The organism is Actinoplanes sp. NPDC051513, from assembly GCF_044454685.1.
Lineage (GTDB): Bacteria > Actinomycetota > Actinomycetes > Mycobacteriales > Micromonosporaceae > Actinoplanes.
Window position 1 is genome coordinate 13724 of the sequence record NZ_JBITDW010000023.1, and the last position, 20036, is coordinate 33759.

Below are 20036 nucleotides of genomic sequence, written 5' to 3' on the forward strand. Positions count from 1 at the left end.
GGCCTTGTGCCCGGCCGTCCTGACCTGGGACTATCCGGAATATCCAGGTCGGAGGGACCGGGCACATGAGCGCTGAGGCGACGCTGGTCTTCCTGGCCGTGGTCGGGGCGCGCTTCGTCGTGCCGCTGCTGATCCCGCGCTGGCCGCTCCCGGCGATCGTCGCGGCGCTGATCCTCGACGGCATCGACCAGACGGTCTTCCAGTGGTTCGGCTACGACCCGCCCGGCTATCAGGGCTACGACAAGGCGATGGACATGTTCTACCTGTCCGTCGCGTACCTCTCGGTCCTGCGGAACTGGACCAGCCAACCGGCGTACCGGGTGGCGCGGTTCCTGTTCTTCTACCGGTTCGCCGGGGTGGTGCTGTTCGAGCTCCTCGACTGGCGCCCCCTGCTGCTGATCTTCCCGAACACCTTCGAGTACTTCTTCATCGCGTACGAGATCGTGCGTCTGCGCTGGAACCCGGCGACCGTGAGCATGCGACGCTGGGTGATCACCGCGGCCTGCATCTGGATTTTCGTGAAGTTGCCGCAGGAGTGGTGGATCCACGTCGCACAGCTCGACGTGACCGACACGTTGCGGGACTATCCGTGGCTCATCCCGGTCCTCGGGGTGATCATCATCGCGGCGGCGCTGTGGGTGTGGCTCTGGCTGTGGCCGCGGCTGCCCGCGCCGGCCTGGAAGCGGCACGTGGCGGCCGATCCGCTGCCGGAGGAGATCGACACGGCGGCCGAGCGGGATCAGTGGGTCTCCTCGCACTGGCGGGTCTGGTCGCCGGCGACACTCGAGATGGTGGTGCTCATCGGGCTGCTCTGCGTGATCTACGGCGAGGTGCTGCCGGGGGTGCGCTCCAGCGAGCTCGAGCTGTTCGTCGGCATCGGCGCGTTCGTGGTGGTCAACGTGGCGCTCAGCCTCGCGGTGGCGCGGCGGGCCGGCAGCACGGAGTCGGCCGCGGCGGCGTTCGGCGTCCGGGCGGTCGTCAACGCCGGCCTGGTGGTCGGCGCGAGCTGGCTGATCAACAAGGTCGGCGGCGACCTCAACCTCGGGGCCGCGTTGTTCTTCTCGGTGCTGATCAGCCTGCTCATCACGCTGGACGACCGGTTCCGGCCGGTATTCCAGGTGCGGTTCGGCCACGCTACGCGGTCGCCGCTCCCGGCGCGGCGATGAGCCCGGCGCGGTGGGGCCGCGCTACGCCGTCGCCGCTCGCAGCCCGGCGATGAGCTTGGCGCGGTGGGGCCGCGCTACGCCGTCGCCGCTCGCAGCGCGGCGATGATCCGGGTCGCCTCCGGCTCGTCGGTGGTCTCGCGGGTGCGCTCGCCGTCGAGGCCGCCGGGGTCGGGGACGGCGTGCTTGGCCGAGGCGTGGATCGCGTCCACGCCGGTGCGCACGATCTTCTCGACGAGGTGGGGACGCACGCCCCCGCCCGCCATGATCTCGATGCGCCCCGCGGCGGCGTCGACGGCAGTCGCGAGAGTGGCGAGGTCGGTGGCCGATGCCAGGATCCGGGCCACGCCCAGGTCGATCAGGGTCTCCACGGCTTCGGCCGTGCCTTCGAGGGTGTCGAAGGCGCGGTGGAAAGTGACCGGCCGTTCGCCCGCGGCGTGCACGACCCGTGCCATCAGATCGGTGTCGACCTTGCCGTCCCGGACGCCGCCGACCACGACGCCGGCCGCTCCGGCGCTCACGGCGTACCCGATGTCGGCCGTGATGACGGCCGCCTCGCCGGGCGAATAGACGAAACCGCCGGGCCGGGGGCGGACGAGGACGTGCGCCGGCGGCAGGCCGGCGGTCGCGGCGGCCGTCAAGATCAGACCGAGGGACGGCGTGAGGCCGCCCAGCGCGAGCGCGGAGCACAGCTCTATCCGATCCACCCCGTCGGCGGCCAGGCGCGCCGCCACCGTGAGGCCGTGACTGTCCTGGACCGCGAGCTCGAAGGCAACCATGGTCAACATTCTCCCTCACGGTCGTCTTATATCGACTGCTATAAATATGGGAGCGCTCCCGAACAGGAAGGCCCCCGCCATGGCACACCCCCGCCGCCTGGCCATCGCCGCAACCCTGGCCCTGCTGGCCACCGGCGCCGTCGCGACCGAGGCCGCCGCGGCCACCGGGGACGGCTCGCCCACCGATCCGAACATCGCCTTCATCGGGCGCTGGGACACGAGCAACGCCGCCGCCTACATCCCCGCGTGGGCCGGCGCCTACCTCACCACCGGGTTCACCGGCACGAGCGTGAAACTCAAGCAGCGCAACAGCATCGACCTCTTCTACAGCATCGACGGCGGCCAGGATCAATACCTGACCAACCGGACGGGTACGGTCGATCTCACGCCCTCGAAGCTGGCGGCCGGGCGGCACACGCTGCGGGTCTCGTACCGGGTGGTGGCGGGTTCCTACCACGGCGACGCGGTCTTCCAGGGGCTGGTTCTCGACTCGGGAGCTTCGACGTACGCGCTGCCGAGGCCGGCCAAGCTTCTCGAGTTCATCGGCGACTCGATCACCGTCGGCACCACGACCTCGAAGAACGCCCTGACCGCGTACGGCTGGCTGATCGGCGAGCGCCTCGGCGCCCGGCACACGCAGATCGCCCAGGGCGGCGCCTGCCTGGTGACGACCGCCGACGGGTGCGTGGGGCTCGAGGACTACTTCCTGCGGCTGAGCAGCGCCGCCACGTCGCCGGCGTGGGACTTCTCCCGCTACACGGCGGACGCGGTGGTCATCAATCTGGGCACCAACGACCTCGCCCACGGCACGCACACCACGACGTTCCAGCCCCACTACGTGCATCTGCTCGAGGAGGTGCGCGCGAAATACCCGTACGCGAAAGTCTTTGCTCTTCAAACGCTGTGCAAACGTTTCGGCGCCCAGACCCAGGCGGCGGTACAGACGCGCAACGCGGCCGGCGACGCGAATGTTTTCTACGTGCCGACGGAAGGCTGGCTGACCAGCACCGACTACACCGACGGAACACACCCGACGGACGCCGGCCACCGCAAGATCGCCGACCGGCTGGCGCCGATCATCGCGGCGAAGTTGTAGCTGCACGGCCCGGCCACCCCGCTTGCACGGCCGGCCACCCCGCTTGCCCAGCCTCGCCGCCTCGCCTGCCCAGCCTCGCCGCCTCGCCTGCCCAGCCCGGCCGCCTCGCCTGCCCAGCCTCGCCGCCTCGCCTGCCCAGCCTCGCCGCCTCGCCTGCCCAGCCTGGCCGCCTCGCCTGCCCAGCCTGGCCGCCTCGCCTGCCGAGACGCTGCCGGGGACGCGGTTGCCTACAGGCCGAGCGTCTTGCCGATGATGTCGCGCTGGATCTCGCTCGTGCCGCCGTAGACCGTGGAGACCAGGGCGGCGCGCACGTGGCGTTCCATGTCGTACTCGGTGGCGTATCCGTAGCCGCCCATCATCTGCATGCCGGCCAGCGCGACCTCGCGCGCCACCTCGGTGGTCTTGAGCTTGACCATCGAGCTCTCCCGGGGCAGCACGCGCGATGGGTCGCGGTCGACGAGCTCGGCGGTGCGATAGACCATTAACTTGCAGCACTCGATCTCGGTGGCGAGGTCGGCAAGGCGGTGGCGCAGGGCCTGGAACGTTCCGATGGGCCGGCCGAACTGGCGGCGCTCCCGCACATAGCCGAGCGCGTCGTCGAAGGCACGCCGCGCGGTGCCGAGCATCAGCGCGGCGAGGATCAGCCGTTCGAGGTTGAGGCCCGCCATCAGCTGCCGCCAGCCCTGACCGACCGCACCGACCACCGCGCCGGCGGGCGCCCGGCAGTCGGTGAAGTACAGGTCGTTGACCTCGCGGCCGCCCATCGTGTCGATGCCGCTGATCCGCAGGCCGCCGGCCGTGCCCGGCACGAGAAGCATGGTGAGGCCTTCGTGGTCGCCCGGGACGCCGGAGGTGCGCGCGACCAGTAGGATCGCGTCGGCGAAGTGGGCGTTGGAACACCAGGTCTTCTGTCCGTTGATCACGAAACCGCCGCCGTCGGCGGCTTCCGCGCGGCAGGCGAGGGCGGCAACGTCGGAGCCCGCTTCCGGTTCCGACATCGCTATCGCGTACGTCCGGCCGGCCGCGACCCCGCCGAGCACGGCCTCCTTCTGGGCCTGGGTGCCGAAGCGCGCGATCGCCCCGGCGACGATGGCCGAGGTGGCGAAGCCGCCGACCGGCGCCATGCCGTACGCGGTGTGCTCGAGGAAGAGGCACGTGTCGACCATGGTGCCGGCGCCGGCGCCCACCTCGAGCCAGCCCAGGTCGGCGAGCTTCTGGTAGAGCCCCTGGTTGTGCGCGTGGCGGCCGCCGTCGGTGAGCTCGTCGCGCTGCTGACGGGTGCCGGTCTCGCGCTTGCAGAAATCGGTGACGGCCTCGGCGAAGGCGCGCTGCTCATCGGTCAGATCGAGATCCATGTCAATGCCCTTCACCGCGTCTTCCTCGGTCACCGCCGGGATTGACAGCGACCGTAACATATCAAATATCAAATCTGGAGGGTGTGTCATGGTCGCCACCACGTCGGTCGCCGTCGAACCGTTCGTCACCCGCGCCCGCGCCGCGGCCGGCTGGTGGGGCGGGCTGTCCTTCCGGGAACGGCGAGCGTTTCTCCTGGCCTGGAAGCGGGTGATCGCGGCCCGCTCCGGCGAGCTGTCCGAGCTGATCAGCGAGGAGACCGGGAAGCCGGTCGGCGACGCGCTGCTCGAGGTGATGCTCGCCGTCGAGCACCTGGACTGGGCCGCCCGCAACGCTTCCCGGGTGCTGCGCAGGCGCCGGGTCCGCTCGGGACTGCTCGCGGCCGACCAGGGGGCGGCGCTCTCCTACCGGCCGCTCGGCGTGATCGCCGTGATCGGCCCGTGGAACTATCCGGTATATACGCCGATGGGCTCGATCTCGTACGCGCTCGCGGCGGGGAACGCGGTGGTCTTCAAGCCGAGTGAGCACACCCCGAAGACGGGGGTGTGGCTCGCGGAGGCGTGGGCTTCCGCGGCGTCGGCGGTCTCCCTTACATCGGCGACTTCCTCGGCTGCGGCGACTTCCTCGGCTGCGGCGACTTCCTCGGCTGCGGCGACTTCCTCGGCTGCGGCTGTGCTGCAGGCCGTGACCGGCGACGGCGGGACGGGCGCTGCGTTGTGCGTTGCCGGCGTCGACAAGGTGGCTTTCACCGGCTCCGCGGCCACGGCCCGGCGGGTGATGGCGTCCTGCGCGCCGACCTTGACCCCGGTGGTGATCGAGGGCGGCGGCAAGGACGCGATGATCGTGGCCGCCGACGCCGACCTGGACGCCGCCGCGAAGGCGGCAGCCTTCGGCGGTTTCGGCAACGCCGGCCAAACCTGCGCGGGCGTCGAGCGGGTCTACGTGGAACGCCCCGTCTACCACGACTTCCTCGACCGGCTGAAGGCGATCGCCGAGTCGCTGCGACCCGACGAGTTGCCCTACGGGCCGATGACCGTGCCGACGCAGGTCGACATCGTGCGCGACCACATCGCCGACGCCCTCGCCCACGGCGGCAAGGCTCTGGTCGGCGGTCCCGAGTCGGTCGACCCGCCGTACATCCGCCCGGTGGTTCTCACCGAGGTCCCCGAGGACTGCGCCGCGATGACCGAGGAGACCTTCGGCCCCACCCTCGTGGTCAACCCGGTCGACGACCTCGACGAGGCCGTCCGCCGGGCCAACGCCTCCCGCTACGGCCTGGCCGCCTCGATCTTCTCGGCCGACCGCAGCGGCGCCGTGGCCCTCGCCGCCCGTCTGCGCACCGGCGCCGCCTCCGTCAACGGCGTGCTCGGCTTCGCCGCCGTCCCCGCCCTGCCCTTCGGCGGCGTGGGCGACTCGGGCTTCGGCCGCATCCACGGCCCCGACGGCCTGCGCGAGTTCAGCCGGGCCCAGTCGGTGACGTGGCGCCGGTTCGCCGCCCCGATGGACCTGATGCGCCTGGGCCGCGACCAGGCCGTCCTCGACCGGGCCGCCAAGCTCTTCCGCCTACGCCACGCCCGGGGAGCCCGGTGACCGGCAGCCCCCGATGAATGTCCCAGGCCCCGGCCGGGCGGCGCCGGTCAGGTCCAGATGCCCAGGTCGTCGAGATGTTTGATCAGCAGGTCGGCGCCGTTGGTGAAGTGGCTGGTCATCAGCGTGCGCGCGGCCGCCGGGCGACGGTCGGCGAACGCCTCCAGCAGCAGGTCGTGGTCCGTGCGCATGCTGTCGCGCCACGCCTGGTCGGAGGCGTAGAACCGGGCCGGCGTGTACCGGGTCGCCGTGTGCAGGAACCAGCTCAGCTTGCGCGCCTCGGCCAGCCGGTTGATCGTGCGGTGGAACTCGTACTCCAGCCGCTCGACGTCCTCGATCTTGCGGGCCCGGGCCGCCCGCACCAATGCCCGGTTCGCGACCGTCAGCTCGTCCAGCTGCGCGTCCGTGATCCGCTCGGCGACGCGGGCCGCCAGCTCCCCGGCAATGTCGCCCTGAAGCTGGAACAAGTCGACGACATCCTGCTTGGACAGCGGCGCGACCACGTACCCCTTGCGCGGCTCCAGGACCACCATGTCCTCGCCGCGCAGCGTCAGCAGCGCCTCGCGCACCGGCGTGATGCTCACGCCGAGCTGGGCGGCGACCTCCTCGAGCCGCACCCGCGCGCCGGGCCGCAGCTCGCCCGACATGATCCGCTCACGCAGCGCGGCCGCTACCTCTTCGGAAAGCTGGGGTCGCATCCGACAGAGGCTATCAAATATCAAATCGGGATCCGCCAGGCCGTGAGGTCTTGCGGCATGGGCACCCGCTTCCGCCACGACGTGGTTGCCTGGTAGGGCTACCACCGTTCTCGACGTGACACCGGCAGGCGATTCCGCTTGCCGGCCGGCCGAAGGTGAGGGAGTTGATGACGTAGATGCCCCGCCGCCGCTACCGCAACCAGGCCCGGATCGCCGCCCTGGACCCGGCCGGGAACCACCTGGAGATCTACCAGATCTCCGCGGGCCTGGAGTTCCCGTGGGACTACACCCGGGCCCTGGAGTTCGCGCTGTTCCGCACCTATTGCGTCCCCAGCATCTCCGGTCTGCTGGCCGCCACCGGCGAGTTCGAGAAACGCCCCCAGAAGCGCTACGACGACACGGCCCTGCTGATGGCCGAGATCGCGGCCCACGGCTACGACTCCCCTCGCGGACGCGAGGCCCTGCGGGTGGTGAACCGGGCCCACGGCCGCTACGCCATCACGAACGACGACATGCTCTACGTCCTGTCCACCTTCATCTACGACCCCATCGAGTGGCTCGAGTCGTACGGCTGGCGTGCCCTGCACCCCCACGAGCGCGAGGCGGCTTTCCACTACTACCGTGCCGTCGGCGCCCGCATGAACATCCACGACATCCCCGGCGACTACGAGGCCTACGCCACCTTCAAGCGCGACTACGAGTCCCGCCACTTCGTCTACTCCGACACCAACCGCCGCATCGGCGAATACACCGTCGGCCTGTTCGCCGCCTGGTTTCCGTCGTTCCTGCGCCCCGCCGTCCGGCTGGGCGTCCGGGGCATGCTCGACCCCCGCATGCTCACCGCATTCGGCTTCACCCCCGCCCCCGCGTGGGTGGGCAAAGCGGCCGCCGCCGGCCTGCGCACCCGCGCCTTGGCCCTGCGTCTGTTCCCGCCCCGCCGTCGCTCGGTCCTCGGAGTGTCCAAGCGCAACCGCACCTACCCCGGCTACCCCACCGGCTACACGCCTTCCGACCTGGGCGCCCCCGCCCCGAGCTCGGATCTCCCCGCCGAACACCTGCGCCGCGCCTGACGGCGGCCATCACGGCACCCCTCGTCGCCGATCGCACACCGGACGCCGGCCGCGGCCGCTCACCTGGAGCGACCGCATGGCTGGGCCGGCACGAGCAGCAAGGCGTGCCGGCCCCGACGCATGCGTCCCTGGCCAGGAACGGGCGTCCCTACTCCGCTGCCTGATACAGCCCGTCGATGGCGTCCGCGTACTTCTCCTGCACGACCCGCCGGCGAAGCTTCAGCGTCGGGGTCAGCTCGCCGCTCACCGGCGTCCAGACGGTGGACAGCACCCGGAACGTCTTGACCTGCTCGGGCCGGGCAAGTTTCCCGTTCGCGACGGCGACCGCGACGCCGATCTCCTCGAGCACCAGTGGGTGCGACGAAAGCGCGCCGATCGACGTGTCCGCGATGTCGCGGGCCCGGGCCCACAACGGCGCCGTCTCCTCGTCCAGCACGATCAAAGCCGTCACGTACGGCCGCCGGTCGCCGATGGCCACCGCCTGGGCGATCAACGGGTGTGCGCGCAGAGCGTTCTCGATCTGGGCCGGCGAGATGTTCTTCCCGCTGGAGTTGATGATCAGCTCTTTCTTCCGGTCGGTGATCGTGAGGTAGCCGTCGTCGTCGAGCACGCCCACGTCGCCGGTGGCCAGCCAGCCCTCGGCGTCGACCACCGGCTCCACCCCGCCGTCGGCCCGGAGATATCCGGCGCAGACCAGCGGGCCCCGCACGAAGATCTCCCCGTCCTCGGCGAGCCGCAACTCCATCCCCGGATTGACGCGCCCGACTGTCCCCGTACGGAAATGGCCTGGTGTGTTGATCGTGGCGGTGCCGGTCGTCTCGGTCATCCCCCAGACCTCGAGGACGTCCACGCCGATGCCCGCCAGGTAGCGCAGCACCTCCACCGGGATCGGCGCGGCCCCGCTGCCCGCCCAGAGCATGTTGTCGAGCCCGAGCTTGGCCCGCAGCGGCCTGAGCACCTGCGCGTCCATCGCGTCGAAACGCGCGGCGAGATCGGGAGGAATGTCGCGCGAGGCCCCGCGCAGCTCGTATACCTCGGAGGCGACGGCGCTCGCCGCCGAGACCGCGGCCTGGACGGCGGGATCCGCCACCGCCAGCTGTGCCTGCAACCCGGCGACCATCTTCTCCCAGATGCGCGGCACCCCGAAGAACGACACCGGCCGCACGGTGACCAGCCCCGCCAGCAGCTGCGCGGGATCGGGGCAGATCGTCACGTGCCCGGCCCGGTAGATCGGGTTGTAGATGCCCAGCATCCGCTCGGCGATGTGCGCGAGCGGCAGGTAGGCGAGGGAAGCCGTGTGGTCCGGGGTGGAGACCGTCGCCTCGAGCACCACGGATTGATAGATCACGTTCTGGTGGGTGAGGACGACGCCCTTCGGATCCCCGGTGGTGCCGGACGTGTAGAGCAGGGTGACCGGGTCGGACGCCCCCACGTTTCGCCAGGTCTGCTCGAAGACCGAAGGGTCGGCCTGGTGCAGCTCGGCGCCGCGCGAAGCGGCCTCGCGAAGCGATCCGTCCACCACAAGGACGCGCGGCGGATTCTCCAAGGAGTCCAGAATGGGCTTCCAGCGCGCCACCATCTCCGAGTTCTCGAGAACGAGGAACGGTGCGGCGCTGTGCTCGGCCAGGTAGCGCAACTGGTCGGACGCGAGCGTGGCGTAGACGGTGGACGGCACGGCGCCGAGGTGGACGGCCGCGAGATCGGCGATCCAATGCTCGACGCGCCCCGACATCATGATCAGCATGCGGTCCCCGGCGCGCAGCCCGAGGTCGGCCAGGCCGCGGGAGAGTCCCGCGATCTCGTCGCGCAACTCGCGCCAGGTAAGTGCACGGTCGCCGCCGAGCATGCCCAGGGCGGGCAGGTCGGCGAACTCGGTGGCGTTGCGGTGGAGCAGGGCGGGAACGGTCAGCCCTCGGGCGGTCTCGGCGCACCGCCGGGCGAGGGTGTCATCCACTACGCGGCCTCCTCAGCCATCGAAGCAAGCAAGAATTCAGGTCGCTATCGGGTTGCGCCGCCGGGAGTGGCGCCGGCGGAGATCGTTGAGGTAGTGGTCCTTCGCCGCGTCGCGGATTCGGTGCGGCAGGTGTGGATAGACGACCGACATGGCGGCCAGGCCGCGGTCCAGCAGCCGCTGCCGGCGCGGCGGCCACGAGAAGTGGTAGCCCTCCCGGATCGGCGCCGGGAGCAGCCCGATGGTGACGAAGCGGTTGAGCGGTACGCCGGGCCGCAGCGCGACCGGCAGGTTGCGCGGCCACAGGAGCGCGTTGGCGATCACCTGGGCCTCGGCGCTGACGCGCAGCGTGCCGATCATGTGGTCCCAGTAGGTGGCGAAGGCGGCGCGATCGGCGGGCCAGGCGCCGGCGGGACACCCGATCGAGGTGGCCAGGACGCTGTACTGCTGGTAGCAGACGTCGGCGTCGGCCTCGGCCAGCGGGCGGACGACGCGCTGGTAGAGCACCATCGCGGTGTCGTAGAGCGTGGCGTTGACCCAGATCTGCAGACCGGGGTCGTCGGCGAAATAGCCGGGGCCGGTCACCCGGCGGTGCATGGCGGCGACGGCGCGGCTGATCGCGCGCGCCTCCTCGCAGGTACCGAAGAGCACTCCGTAGACGTAGCTCATCGTGGCGCGCAGGCGGTCGAGCGGGCGGTCGGCAAAGTCGCTGTGGTCGTACACCCCCTGGGCGACGCCGGGGTGGGCGATCTGCAGCAACGTCGCCCGGCCGCCGCCGGCGAGCAACAGCCCCTCGCGGGCCACCCGCCTGATGACCGCGTCGTCGCCGAAGAGTCCGTCTTCCATTCCGGCAACGTAAACGACGGTTAACTTCTTGTGAAGACCGCCGAGCGTATGGCGCGATATTTTCGCACCTCAGAACCCCGGTGGCTGAGAAGACGGATTAACTTATGCGTTGAGGACGACACCCATGAGCCGGACGAGGTGACGGTTCATCCCGGTACGCCGATCGAAGTACACCCACCTGCTCAGGTCGGTCACCACGTTCAGCGCGGCGTGCGTCAGCACGCGCGCCTCCGAAGCCGTGAGCTCGGGCCGGACCGCGACCAGCAGCCGCACCCATTCCTCCACGTGCAGCCGCTGCACCTTGCGCAGCTCGTGCCGGTCGCCCTCGGGCAGGTTGTTGTTCTCGGCGAGGTAGACCGTGACGAGGTCGCTGCGCTCGAAGGTCAGCTCCACGTACGACTCGATCATGCGCCGCAGGGCGTCGGCGTCGTCCCGCGCGCCGGACAGGGCCGCGGCGGTTGCCTCGGTGACCCGCTCGGAGGCGCGGTAGAAGGCGGCAGCGAGGATGTCGGCCTTGCCGGGAAAGTAGCGGTACACGCTGGACGCGTTGATGCCGGAGGCGTGCCCGATCAGCTCGACGTTGACTTCGTGGTAGCCGTACAAGCGGAAGAGCCGGACCGATTCGGCCAGGATGATCTCGCGGCGGGCGCCGATCGGGACCGACACGGGCAGAACGCCGAGCTCGAGCCCCGAGATCGGCGTGGGCGGCGAAGCCTGCATGACCGCGCGGCCGGCCCGGTGCAGCAACTGCTCGGCCTTGCCCTTCGCGATCACCGCCCGATGCGTGGCGAGGCTGCCGAAAACGCTGAGAGTCGCCCGGGTGATCGCCTCGGCGTCGGCCACACCCAGCTCGGGACGCTCGTTGAGAAGGGGCAGGGCGATGCGGCGGAACAGCACTTCGAGGTCGGCGCGGAACTCGGCGTCATGCTTGTCGGTCAGGTAGCGCCACTGCCACTGGTAGAGTCCGGCCGTCCGGCGGTGCGTCACCGCCAGCCGGGCGAGCGCCGCCAGCAGCGCCTCGAGATCGAGCCACGCGTCCTCCGACGACGAAAGATCGGTGGCGGTCAGCGTCGCGTCGATCAGGCCACGGCCGGCGGCGACCAGGATCGCGTACTTGCTGTCGAAGTGCCGGTAGACCGCCGGGGCGCTGATGCCGACGACGCCGGCTATCTCTTCGAGGCTGACGCCGTGGTAGCCCTGCTCGCAGAAGAGCTCGGCGGCGACCTGCGCTATGCGGTCCTTGCGGTCCTTGGGCCGCTGCCGGCCGACGGTGGGGCTTTGCACCCGAACAGCGTACGCGAGTTAGCGGTGATTCGCGTCTGACGAATATCCGAAGCCTTGACAACGAGGCAAAATCCGAGAAAAAGTTAACCATGATTCGCACCCAGGAGGCGTACGTTTACGACGCCCTGCGCACACCGCGGGGGCGGGGAAAGAAGACCGGGTCGCTGCACGGCGCGAAGCCGGTCTCGCTGGTCACCGGTCTCATCGACGAGCTGCTCCGGCGGGCGCCGGCCCTCGACCCGGCCGACATCGACGACGTGGTGCTCGGCGTCGTCTCCCCGATCGGCGAGCAGGGCGCCGACATCGCCAAGATCGCGGCGCTCGCGGCCGGCCTGCCCGAGACCGTGTCCGGCCTGCAGGTCAACCGGTTCTGCGCGTCCGGGCTCGAGGCGGTGAACCTCGCCGCGCAGAAGGTCCGCTCCGGCTGGGAAGACCTGGTCCTCGCCGGCGGCGTCGAGTCGATGTCGCGGGTGCCGATGGGCTCGGACGGCGGCGCGTGGGCGCTCGACCCCGAGACCAACCTGGCCACGGGCTTCGTGCCGCAGGGCATCGGCGCCGACCTGATCGCCACGATGGACGGATTCTCGCGGGAAGACGTCGACGCGTACGCGTTGAAGTCGCAGCAACGGGCGGCGCGGGCCTGGGCGAACGGCTACTTCGCACGGTCGGTCGTGCCGGTCCGTGACCGCAACGACCTCGTCCTGCTCGACCACGACGAGCACGTGCGGCCCGAGACCACCATGGCCGGGCTCGGCGCGCTGAAGCCGTCGTTCGCGACCATGGACTTCTTCGACGCGGTGGCGCTGCAGAAATACCACTGGATCGAGCGGATCGACCACGTGCACACGGCCGGCAACTCGTCGGGCATCGTGGACGGCGCCGCGCTGGTGCTGGTCGGCTCGCGGGAGGCCGGCGATCGAGCCGGGCTGACCCCGCGGGCCCGCATCGTCTCGGCCGCCCTCAGCGGCGCGGATCCGACGATCATGCTGACCGGGCCGGCGCCGGCCTGCCGCAAGGCCCTCGACCGGGCCGGCCTCACCGTCGACGACCTCGACCTGGTCGAGATGAACGAGGCGTTCGCGGCCGCGGTGCTGCACTTCGTCGACGACCTCAAGGTCGACCCCGAGATCGTCAACGTCAACGGCGGCGCGATCGCCCTCGGCCACCCGCTCGGCGCGACCGGCGCGATGATCATCGGCACGCTGATCGACGAACTGGAACGGCGCGGCGACCGCTATGGCCTGGCCACGCTCTGCATCGGAGGCGGCATGGGCGCGGCGACGATCGTGGAGGTGATCCGATGAGCGGTACGATCCGCTGGGAACGCGGCGAGGACGGCATCGTCGTGCTCACCCTGGATGATCCGGCGCGCGGCGCCAACACCATGAACGAGGCGTACGTCCGCAGCATGGCCGGCACGGTCGCGCGCCTCGAGGAGTCTCGCGACGAAATCACCGGCGTCATCGTCACGTCCGCCAAGAAGTCGTGGTTCGCGGGCGGCGACCTCGACCGGCTCCGGCAGATCGGGCCCGGCCAGGCCGACGAGGCGATCCGGCAGGCCACCGAAGTGAAGGCGCAGTTGCGCCGGCTCGAAACGCTCGGGCGGCCCGTGGTGGCGGCGCTCAACGGGTCGGCGCTCGGCGGCGGGCTCGAGATCGCGCTCGCGTGTCATCGGCGGATCGCGCTCGACGACCCCAAGCTGCTCGACGACCCCAAGCTGGAGGTCGGCTGCCCCGAGGTCACGCTGGGTCTGCTACCGGCGGGCGGCGGCGTGGTGCGCACCGTGCGGCTGCTCGGCCTGGCCACCGCCCTGACCGAGGTTTTGTTAACCGGCGTTCGGCATCGGGCGGCGGCCGCGCAAAAGCTCGGCCTGATCGACGAGCTGGTCGACACGCCCGAGGCTCTGCTGGCCGCCGCCAAGACCTGGATCCGCGACAATCCGGACGCGCGGCAACCCTGGGACCGCCTCGGATACAAGATCCCCGGCGGCATTCCCCTGGTCCAACTACCGGCCTTCCCGGCCAATCTGCAGAAGAAGCTCAAGGGCGCGCCGTACCCCGCCCCCAAGGCCATCCTCTGCGCGGCCGTCGAGGGCGCCCAGCTCGACATCGACACCGCGTTCGACATCGAGAGCCGCTACTTCGCCTCGCTCGCCACCGGCCAGACCGTGAAGAACATGATCCAGGCGTTCTTCTACGACCTCAACACGGTGAACAGGCGCGACGTCGGCGAGATGCCGCCGGTGCGCAAGGTCGCGGTGCTCGGCGCCGGCATGATGGGGGCGGCCATCGCGTACGTCTGCGCCCGCGCCGGCGTCGACGTGGTGCTGCGCGACGTCTCCCCCGAGGCGGCGAGCCGCGGGAAGGCGTACGCGGAAAGGCTTGTCGCCAAGGATCTCGACCGCAAGCGAATCACGGAGAGTAACGGCCGCGGCCTGCTCAATCGCATCACGCCGACCGCGGACCTGGCCGATCTGGCCGGCGCGGACCTGGTGATCGAGGCGGTCTTCGAGGACATCGCGCTCAAGCACAAGGTCTTCGCCGAGATCGAGGACATCGTGGCGCCGCACGCGCTGCTCTGCTCGAACACGTCGACCCTGCCGATCACGGTGCTCGCCGAGGGGGTGCGCCGGCAGAGCGACTTCATCGGCCTGCACTTCTTCTCCCCCGTCGACAAGATGCCGCTGGTCGAGGTGATCCCCGGCGAGAAGACGAGCGACGAGGCGCTGCGGCGCGCACTCTCCGTAGTTGGCCTCCTGCGAAAGACCCCGATCGTGGTGGGCGACAGCCGCGGCTTCTTCACGAGCCGGGTGATCGGCACGTTCACCAACGAGGGCATCGCGATGCTGGCCGAGGGGGTGCCGGCGGCGAGCATCGAGCAGGCCAGCAGCCAGGCGGGGTATCCGGCGCCGGTCCTGCAGCTGATGGACGAGCTCACGCTGACGCTCCCCCGCAAGATCCGCCGCGAGTACCAGGCGGCCCTCGGCGACGCGTGGATCCCGCATCCGGCGGACGCGGTCCTCGACCGGATGATCGACGATTTCGGGCGTCCGGGCCGCTCGTCGAATGCCGGTTTCTACACGTACGAGGACGGCAGGCGCACCGGGTTGTGGGACGGGTTGTCGGCGTTCGCGCGGCCGGATACGCGCGTCCCGTTCGAGGACCTCAAGGAGCGCTTCCTGTTCATCGAGGCGATCGAGAGCGTGAAATGCCTGGACGAGGGCGTGCTGAACTCGGTGCCCGAGGCGAACGTCGGGTCGATCCTCGGGATCGGGTACCCGGGCTGGACGGGCGGGGTGCTGCAGTACATCAACCAGTACCCGGGCGGGCTGCCGGGCTTCGTCGACCGTGCCCGCGAGCTGGCCGCGCGGTACGGGGACCGGTTCGCGCCGCCGGCGCTGCTGCTGGCCAAGTCCCGGGCCGGGGAGATCTTCGCCTGAAAGCGCAACGGCGCTCCTGAGCCCGGCGGCTTCACCGCGTGCCGGGCTTGCGCGGGCCTCGACCCTGACGGGGGTGGGGGCCCGCGCTTCTGGGCAACTCCCACGCCGGCGAGAGCTCCGCGGCCGCGACCCAGTCGGAACCAGCATCGAACGGCCGCACATCCCAGCCCGAGTCCCGCGTGGCCCGGCTGTGTGTCGCTCGTTCTGCCACGTGGCTGGCAACGCTGGGCTGCCATTGCCCGCGCGGGTGGTTTCGCCAGCAGCGGCCTGTTGCGCTGGGCCGACGCAGAACATCGGCGCAGCCTTGAAGACCTGGTGTTAGCTCCGCGCCAAATCATCAAGAACTCGCCGCGGACGGCCACGCCGGGATGGGAAGCGCGCCGGCAGTCGCAGCTGTGAAGAGTTGCTGTTGGCCTCGAGCAGAGAGTTATCAAGATCGCGGGTGAGCGGGCGGGCGCGGGCCGAGCGAGCAAGCGGGCGGCGGGCACGCGGGCGGTGGGCACGCGGGCGAGCGAGCGGACACTCGGGCGGGCGCGCAAGCGGGCAGGCGGGCGAGCGAAGCGGTGGCGGGCGCCGTGGAGGGGGAACGCGAACGCGGGGTGGGGCGGCGATGCGGTGAAGCATCGGGTCGCCCACCCCGCGTTCGCGGCGTGTGCCGTGCAGGTAGGAAGTTCGGCCGCGCTGGGCGGCCGAACTTGGCACGTCAGTGCATCATCACCGCGGCGTCGGCGACGCCCTCGCCCGCAGTGCTGGCCGGAGCCGCCTCCTTCTTGCGTGGCAAGAAGGCGATCGGGATGAAGGTCGCCAGCACCAGGAAGAAGCCGACCGTGAAGGTCGTGGCGAACGAGTCGGCCACGAAGTTCAGGCCGCGCTCGATGATGTCGGGCGGGATCGGCAGGTTGGCGCCCTGCTGGTGGGCGATCGCGGCGCCCGCCTCGGTGATGGGCTCGCCGGTCTGCGGGTTGACCGCGCCCGGGATGTCGGGCGACTGGTTGAGCTGGCTGGTCAGGATCACCGACATGGTCGCCGTGCCGATCGAGCCGCCGATCTGCTGGAGGATGTTGACCAGCGTGGATCCGCGGGCCACGTCGGCGTGGTGGAGCGTCCGCAGCGCCGAGGTCATGATCGGCATCATCGTGCCGCCCATGCCGAGGCCCATCACGAACAGCGAGCCGCACAGCAGCACGTACGACGTGTCGGTGCCGACCTGGGTGAAGGTGAAGAAGCCGACCGCGATCAGCGCCATCGCGAACGGGACCGTGCGGCCGACCGGGACGCGGTCGGCGAGCGTGCCGGCGATCGGCATGGTGATCATCGCGCCGATGCCCTGCGGCGCCATCAGCAGACCCGCGTGCAGCGTGGACTCGCCGCGCACCTGCAGGAAGTAGCTGGGGAACAGCAGGCCGGCGCCCATGAACGCGATGATGAACACGAACAGCGCGATCGTTGACACCGTCAGCCGCCGGTTGCGGAACAGCCGCAGGTCGAGCAGCGGGTGCCGGGGCTTGAACGAGTAGAACACGAAGCTGACCATCATCACCGCGCCGATCAGCATGGTGACCCACACCTTCGGCGCCGTGATCGTGCCCTCCTGTGGCAGCGACGAGACGCCGAACAGGAACAGTGCGAGGCCGGGCGAGAGCAGCAGCATGCCGACGAAGTCGAACGACTCGGACGGCACCGGGCTGTCCTTCGGCAGGGCGAAGAACGCGTAGACGAGGGCGACCGCGCCGATCGGCACGTTGATCAGGAAGATCCAGTGCCAGCTCGCCGCCTCGATCAGCCAGCCGCCCAGGATCGGGCCGCCGATCGGGCCGAGCAGCATCGGGATGCCGAGCACGGCCATCAACCGGCCGATCCGCGCGGGCCCGGCCGCGCGGGTCATGATCGTCATGCCGAGCGGCATCAGCATGCCGCCGCCGAGGCCCTGGAGCACGCGGTAGGCCACGAGCTGCCCGATCGAGTCGGCGGTGGCGCAGAGCACGGAGCCGAGGGTGAACAGCAACAGGGCCAGCATGTAGAGCCGCTTGGTGCCGAACCGGTCGGCCGCCCACCCGCTGAGCGGGATCACGGTGGCCAGGGCCAGGGTGTAGCCGGTCAGGGTCCACGCAACCTGGGCGTACGTCGCGTTGAACTCTTGCTGGAACGTCGGCAGCGCGACGCTCACGACGGTGATGTCGAGGATCGACATCACGGCGCCGAGCACCACGACGCCGGCAATCTTGAATACCGCGGCGTCCAGTTTCTCGGGCGGCGCAGCAGCCGCTTGATCAGTCACGAGGTTGCTCCAGAGATCGCGATCACTGTGTGTATGGCCTGGATACTGCCATCGATGCAGCTCGTGGGGCATCCCGTTTTCCGACAGGGTGACCCCGATCACTCAGCGAAATCTCAGGCGGCGCGAATCTCCGGCGGCGAGGTCACGCCGCGATGAGCTCCCTGTCCGGTTCGGGCCGGGTGGCTCCTGTTGCCACGACCATGGACGCGACGCTCAGCGCCCAGCGCATGCGCGGGGCCGAGGTCTCGGGGTAGTCGCCGTAGGCGGCGGCCATCATGGCCACGCAGCCGCGGGTGCCCCCGCACGCGTGGACGGACGAGGCGATCGCGGCGTTGACCGCGGACGGGACCGGGCGGGAGCCGGTCGGCAGGTCGCTGGCGAACAGGGCGGCCGCGCGGGCGGCGAGAAGCTGGCTACGCATTTCGATCATCTCCGATGTCGTGTGCGGTTCGTGCCTCAGAGTGCTCCTGGTCCGCTAGTGATCGCCTCCGGGTTTCCACCGGAACCGGCAACCCCTGTCCCCTGCGGGCCATACCTGACAAACGTCGGATTGCCAGGAAGGGTTCTGTCCTCCGACGGCTATTCGGTACAGAGGGGGACGGGGATGGCCCGGATACGGAGGTCACCTATCCGACATCGACGGCATCGCTTCGGTGAGCATCGCGCGCCACCCGGGCAGCGGGTCGACGCCGGTGCCCGCCCAGCGGTCGTGGCCGAGCACGCTGTACGCCGGGCGCCGCGCCGGTCGCACGAACCGGTCGCTGGTCGTGGGCCGGACGCGCGAAGGGTCGAGGCCGGCCTCCTCGAAGACGGCCCGGGCGAGGCCGAACCAGGTGGTCGATCCGGCCGCGGTGCCGTGGTAGGCGCCCGGCTCGGCCCGGCCGGCGACCGCGGCGCGGCCCAGCGCGACGAGCTGGCGGGCGAGCGCGAGCGACCAGGTGGGCGAGCCGTGCTGGTCGTCGACCACGTCGAGGGTGTCCCGGTCGGCGGCGAGCCGCAGCATGGTGCGGACGAAGTTGGGTCCGTGCTCGCCGTACAGCCAGGCGGTGCGCACGACGTACCCGCCGGCGGCGAGCACCGCCTGCTCGCCGACGGCCTTGCCGCGGCCGTAGGCGTTGATCGGGGCGTGCGGGGTCTGTTCGGGGATCGGCGCGGTGGCGGCGCCGTCGAAGACGTAGTCGGTGGAAACGCTGATCAGCCGCTTTCCGGCCGTTTCGGCGAGCACGCGTACGGCGTGCCCGTTGACCGCCGTGGCCGCCTCCTCCGCGGTCTCGGCGCCGTCGACGTCGGTCCACGCGGCCGCGTTCAGCACCACGTCGGCGCCGAGGACCGCATCGCGTACGGCCGCGGGGTCGGTGATGTCGAGGCCGGCTCGGGCCACCGCGACCACATCCGCCTCCCCCGCCTCACGCAGCGCGGTGGTCAGGTCGCGGCCCAGCATGCCGCCGGCGCCGGTGACGAGCCAGCGCATCAGAGCGCGGCCCGGGCCTTGAGCGGCTCCCACCACGCACGGTTGGCGCGATACCACGCCACCGTGTCGGCCAGCCCTTGATCGAGCGTGACCTGCGGCGCGTACCCGAGCTCGTTTTTGATCTTGGTGATGTCGAGCGAGTAGCGGCGGTCGTGACCCTTGCGGTCGGCCACCGGCCGCACCATCTCCCAGCCGGCGCCACACGCGTCGAGCAACCGCTCGGTGAGCTCGCGGTTGCTCAGCTCGGTGCCGCCGCCGATGTTGTAGACCTCGCCCGCGCGGCCCTTCTCGAGGGCCAGCTGGATGCCGCGGCAGTGGTCGGTGACGTGCAGCCAGTCGCGCACGTTGCCGCCGTCGCCGTAGAGCGGCACCTGGATGCCGTCGATCAGGTTGGTGACGAACAGCGGGATGACCTTCTCGGGGAACTGGTGCGTGCCGTAGTTGTTGGAGCAGCGGGTGACCACCACGTCCATGCCGTGGGTGCGGTGGGCGGCCAGCGCCATCAGGTCGGAGCCGGCCTTGGAGGCGGCGTACGGCGAGTTCGGCGTCAGCGGCCACGTCTCGGTCCACGAGCCCTCGTCGATCGAGCCGTACACCTCGTCGGTGGAAACGTGCAGGAAACGGCCGACCCCGGCGGCGCGGGCCTCGTCGAGCAGCGTCTGGGTGCCCAGCACGTTGGTCGTCACGAACGGCAGCGCGCCGGCGATCGAACGGTCCACATGGGACTCGGCCGCGAAATGAACGATCGCGTCATGGCCGGGCAACAGCTCGCGAAGAAGGGCCGAATCGGTGATGTCCCCCTGGACGAAACGCAGTCGGGAATCCGTCATTGGGAGGTTGTCCCGATTCCCGGAATAGGACAACAGGTCCAGAACCGTCACCGTCGCGCCCGCGACGCCGGCGTATTCGTCCTGCAAGAGGGCCCGAACGTAGGCCGAACCGATGAAACCGGCACCCCCGGTCACGAAAATCTGCACGGGTGGCGAGTGTACGCGTCTTGCGTGTGCTGCCTAGTCTCCTT

At 70.5% G+C, this 20036-nt stretch carries 16 protein-coding genes; 6 read left to right on the top strand and 10 right to left on the bottom strand.

Features of this window, described 5'->3' with window-relative positions; translation table 11 throughout:
- The first annotated feature begins 65 nt into the window (after positions 1–65).
- A complete protein-coding gene (locus ACIA5D_RS41045) occupies positions 66–1166 on the top strand; it encodes a hypothetical protein (RefSeq protein WP_396035956.1) in 1101 nt (366 codons plus the stop codon).
- Positions 1167–1240: 74 nt separating this feature from the next.
- On the opposite strand, the gene ACIA5D_RS41050 is transcribed toward ACIA5D_RS41045, so the two are convergent.
- Complete coding sequence (locus tag ACIA5D_RS41050) at positions 1241–1942, bottom strand: copper homeostasis protein CutC (protein ID WP_396035957.1); 702 nt, start codon at positions 1940–1942, stop codon at positions 1241–1243.
- 79 nt (positions 1943–2021) lie between these two features.
- Here ACIA5D_RS41050 and ACIA5D_RS41055 point away from each other — a divergent pair, with 79 nt between their 5' ends.
- Positions 2022–3038: a GDSL-type esterase/lipase family protein gene (locus ACIA5D_RS41055; RefSeq protein WP_396035958.1), complete on the top strand. Its 1017-nt coding sequence runs from the start codon at positions 2022–2024 to the stop codon at positions 3036–3038.
- Between the two features lie 227 nt (positions 3039–3265).
- Here ACIA5D_RS41055 and ACIA5D_RS41060 read toward each other — a convergent pair whose 3' ends face one another.
- Complete coding sequence (locus ACIA5D_RS41060; protein ID WP_396035959.1) at positions 3266–4426, bottom strand: acyl-CoA dehydrogenase family protein; 1161 nt, start codon at positions 4424–4426, stop codon at positions 3266–3268.
- A 55-nt stretch (positions 4427–4481) separates the two neighbouring features.
- Between ACIA5D_RS41060 and ACIA5D_RS41065 the strand changes: the two genes are divergently transcribed.
- Positions 4482–5981 carry an aldehyde dehydrogenase family protein gene (locus ACIA5D_RS41065; protein ID WP_396035960.1) on the top strand — a complete coding sequence of 500 codons (1500 nt, stop codon included), beginning with the start codon at positions 4482–4484 and terminating at the stop codon, positions 5979–5981.
- Between the two features lie 47 nt (positions 5982–6028).
- On the opposite strand, the gene ACIA5D_RS41070 is transcribed toward ACIA5D_RS41065, so the two are convergent.
- The gene (locus ACIA5D_RS41070; protein ID WP_396035962.1) at positions 6029–6676 is read right to left on the bottom strand and encodes a GntR family transcriptional regulator; all 648 of its coding nucleotides are present in this window, start codon (positions 6674–6676) and stop codon (positions 6029–6031) included.
- Between the two features lie 176 nt (positions 6677–6852).
- On the opposite strand from ACIA5D_RS41070, the gene ACIA5D_RS41075 reads away from it, so the two are divergent.
- Complete coding sequence (locus ACIA5D_RS41075; RefSeq protein ID WP_396035963.1) at positions 6853–7746, top strand: oxygenase MpaB family protein; 894 nt, start codon at positions 6853–6855, stop codon at positions 7744–7746.
- 148 nt (positions 7747–7894) lie between these two features.
- Here ACIA5D_RS41075 and ACIA5D_RS41080 read toward each other — a convergent pair whose 3' ends face one another.
- The 3 genes from ACIA5D_RS41080 to ACIA5D_RS41090 all read right to left on the bottom strand — a co-directional run bounded on the left by ACIA5D_RS41080 (position 7895) and on the right by ACIA5D_RS41090 (position 11827).
- Positions 7895–9700 (bottom strand): AMP-dependent synthetase/ligase, encoded by a 1806-nt coding sequence (locus ACIA5D_RS41080; protein WP_396035964.1) that lies wholly within the window; start codon positions 9698–9700, stop codon positions 7895–7897.
- A 36-nt stretch (positions 9701–9736) separates the two neighbouring features.
- Positions 9737–10543, bottom strand: a complete 807-nt coding sequence (locus ACIA5D_RS41085; RefSeq protein WP_396035965.1) for an oxygenase MpaB family protein — start codon at positions 10541–10543, stop codon at positions 9737–9739.
- 102 nt (positions 10544–10645) lie between these two features.
- Positions 10646–11827, bottom strand: a complete 1182-nt coding sequence (locus ACIA5D_RS41090) for a TetR/AcrR family transcriptional regulator (protein WP_396035966.1) — start codon at positions 11825–11827, stop codon at positions 10646–10648.
- An 89-nt stretch (positions 11828–11916) separates the two neighbouring features.
- Between ACIA5D_RS41090 and ACIA5D_RS41095 the strand changes: the two genes are divergently transcribed.
- Positions 11917–13131 carry an acetyl-CoA C-acetyltransferase gene (locus ACIA5D_RS41095; protein ID WP_396035967.1) on the top strand — a complete coding sequence of 405 codons (1215 nt, stop codon included), beginning with the start codon at positions 11917–11919 and terminating at the stop codon, positions 13129–13131.
- Positions 13128–15266: a 3-hydroxyacyl-CoA dehydrogenase NAD-binding domain-containing protein gene (locus ACIA5D_RS41100; protein WP_396035968.1), complete on the top strand. Its 2139-nt coding sequence runs from the start codon at positions 13128–13130 to the stop codon at positions 15264–15266. The genes ACIA5D_RS41095 and ACIA5D_RS41100 overlap by 4 nt, the downstream gene beginning before the upstream one ends.
- 703 nt (positions 15267–15969) lie before the next feature.
- Here the strand turns inward: ACIA5D_RS41100 and ACIA5D_RS41105 are convergent.
- The 4 genes from ACIA5D_RS41105 to rfbB form a co-directional block, all read right to left on the bottom strand.
- Entirely contained in the window at positions 15970–17544 is a 1575-nt protein-coding gene (locus ACIA5D_RS41105) for a DHA2 family efflux MFS transporter permease subunit (protein WP_396035969.1), read from the bottom strand.
- A 142-nt stretch (positions 17545–17686) separates the two neighbouring features.
- Positions 17687–17965, bottom strand: a complete 279-nt coding sequence (locus tag ACIA5D_RS41110; protein ID WP_396035970.1) for a hypothetical protein — start codon at positions 17963–17965, stop codon at positions 17687–17689.
- A gap of 201 nt (positions 17966–18166) precedes the next feature.
- On the bottom strand, positions 18167–19015 hold the full coding sequence (gene rfbD / locus ACIA5D_RS41115; protein WP_396035971.1) for a dTDP-4-dehydrorhamnose reductase: 849 nt from the start codon (positions 19013–19015) through the stop codon (positions 18167–18169).
- Positions 19015–19992, bottom strand: a complete 978-nt coding sequence (gene rfbB / locus ACIA5D_RS41120) for a dTDP-glucose 4,6-dehydratase (protein ID WP_396035972.1) — start codon at positions 19990–19992, stop codon at positions 19015–19017. Before rfbB ends, rfbD begins: the two co-directional genes overlap by 1 nt.
- Between the last annotated feature and the right edge of the window lie 44 nt (positions 19993–20036).